Genomic DNA, 2,318 nt, shown 5'->3' with positions numbered 1-2,318 from the left:
GCGGTGTCGATGACGACGATGCGATCCCGCGCTTCCCGGATGGCTTCGGAGAACTTGCGGAAGACGGCGACTTCCTGGGTGCAGGGGGATTGCAGGTCTTCCATGAGTTGGGCGCGGCCCGTCGCGTCAAGGCGCTTTCCCCTGGTGGCCAGGACCTCGTCCTGGTACTCCCGCAGTGCTTGATCGGGATCGATCTTCGCGATGGTGAGGTTCGCGACGGTGCCGTTGAGCGTGTCGGTGAGGTTTCCCGCGGGATCGGTCGTGGTGAGCAGCACGTCGCGGCCGCGCTCGGCAAGTGCCACGGCGATCGCCGTGGCCACCGTCGTCTTGCCGACTCCGCCCTTGCCCAGCGTCATGAACAGACCGTGGGTCTGCGCCGCCAACTGGTCCACGAGGCTCGACAGGGGCGGAAAGCCCCCGGCGGGTTCGCGGGCGGGGCCGGCGGGCTGCAGGGGATCGCCAGGAGTGATCGCGAAGAACTCACGGAGCCGGTCGACACCCACGACATTGTGCGCGTGCAGCGTGGTCGTGGTGCGGGGCAGGTGGGCGAGACGACTGGGGAGCGCGGCGAGTTCCCCGTGTTCCTGGTTGTGGATCGCGGTGACCAGGGGATCGCCGTCGAGGTCGGGCATGAGGGCATTGATGAGCAGCTGCTGGTTGCCCATGCCGAGAGCGGTGAGTTCACGGCTGGTGCGCTCGGCCTCGCGGATGGCCGAGTGCTGGGCGCGGGCGACGAGCACAAGCACGGTGCTGGCTGGGTCGCAGAGCGCGTCGACCGTGGCGTGGTAGACGGTGCGCCGTGATTCGAGGCCGGCCATGGGGCCCAGGCAGGAGGCGTCGCCCCTGCCTTCGTCGATGAATCGGCTCCAGTCGCCGGGTAGCTCCAGCAGGCGGATGGTGTGCCCTGTCGGGGCGGTGTCGAACAGCACGTGGTCGTAGCCGCTGGTGCGGTCGGGGTCGGCGATGAGGTCGGCGAACTCGTTGAAGGACGCGATCTCGGTCGTGCAGGACCCTGACAACTGCTCGGTCATCATCCGGATCTCGCGCTCCGGGAGCAGGCCGCGTACCGGATCGATGATCGATTCGCGGTATGCGGCGGCCGCGGCCTCCGGGTCGATCTCCAGAGCGTCGATACCGGGAGCAGTGGTCAAGGTCGTGATCTGGTTGCCGATCTGCTGGCCGAAGACCTGTCCGATGTTCGAGGCGGGGTCAGTGCTCACGAGCAGCACCGATTCGCCTCGATCGGCCAGGGCCAGCGCTGTCGCGCAGGCGGCCGATGTCTTTCCGACGCCGCCCTTGCCGGTGAAGAACGCGAACCTGGGCAGGTGGTCAAGGAATGCGGGATGAGTCATGGCTGGGGATCTCCCGTCGTGGCGTGGTTTTCTCCTGGCGTGGTTCAGCAGCATCCGGTGGCCCCGCCGCAGCATCCGGACTGTCCAGGGGTGACATCGGTGATGGGGAGGGTCGAAGGCGTGGCGATCCCGGCCATGCGGAGCAACTGGGTGCGCGTCGGGTATGCGCCGGTGAGGACTGTCTGCCCGTCGCCCTGGACGACGGGCAGCGCGTCCGAGCCGACGGTGTCGAGGATGTTGCGGACCTGGGGGTTCGCGACGAAGTTCTCCGGGTCCCTGGCGAGGTTGTGGCGCGTGATCGAGATGCCGGTGTCCGTGATGGCCGCGCAGTCGGCGGTGAAGGTGATGAGCGTGGCGTCGGGGTCGCTGCCGCAGACCCCGGTGTTGCAGCACATCGCCGGCTCGTAGACGTCGATGTGCGGGGTCCGGGTCGTCTGGCGTGACGTGGTGTCCTGCATGAGGATGTGCTCCTTTTCTTGTTCTTCGGTGTTTCGATTGCTTGTCGTGCTCATTTGACCTTGACCAGTTCCGAACCGTCGTCGGTCATCACGTGTGGTGTGAACAGGTGTGGTCTCAGCCACAGGGCCGCGTAGACCAGGGCGAGCAGGGCGGGGACTTCGACGAGGGGACCGACGGTGCCGGCCAGGGCCTGTCCGGAGGCGACGCCGAAGGTGCCCACGCACACCGCGATGGCCAGCTCGAAATTGTTGCCGGCCCCGGTGAATGCCAGGGTGGTGGTCTTCTCGTAGCCCAGATGCAGGGCGTGGCCGAGGATGAAACCCGTGGCGAACATGATTGCGAAGTAGGCGAGCAGCGGTAGGGCGATGCGGGCCACGTCCCACGGCTGACGGGTGATGGTGCCGCCCTGCAGGGCGAACAGCACGATCACGGTGAACAGCAGCCCCCAGGTGGCCAGCGGGCCGACCCTGGGGAGGAACCGGTGCTCGTACCACTCCCGGCCCTTCG

At 67.4% G+C, this 2,318-nt stretch carries 3 protein-coding genes; all 3 read right to left on the bottom strand.

Going from position 1 to position 2,318, the window contains the following annotated elements; translation table 11 throughout:
- On the bottom strand, positions 1-1,352 hold a 1,352-nt coding region (locus tag ABF648_RS11990; protein WP_415632477.1), incomplete at its 3' end, for a TRC40/GET3/ArsA family transport-energizing ATPase.
- Positions 1,353-1,396: 44 nt separating this feature from the next.
- Complete coding sequence (arsD, locus tag ABF648_RS11985; RefSeq protein ID WP_415632476.1) at positions 1,397-1,864, bottom strand: arsenite efflux transporter metallochaperone ArsD; 468 nt, start codon at positions 1,862-1,864, stop codon at positions 1,397-1,399.
- On the bottom strand, positions 1,861-2,318 hold a 458-nt coding region (locus ABF648_RS11980), incomplete at its 5' end, for an arsenic resistance protein (RefSeq protein ID WP_415632475.1). The genes arsD and ABF648_RS11980, both read right to left, overlap by 4 nt.

This window comes from Propionibacterium sp. (assembly GCF_047719395.1).
GTDB lineage: Bacteria > Actinomycetota > Actinomycetes > Propionibacteriales > Propionibacteriaceae > Propionibacterium.
This window is presented reverse-complemented; position numbering and strand designations above follow the sequence as displayed.

Coding starts and splice junctions, on each gene's coding strand:
- arsD (WP_415632476.1), bottom strand. CDS start 1,864: ATGAGCACGACAAGCAATCGAAACACCGAAGAACAAGAAAAGGAGCAC.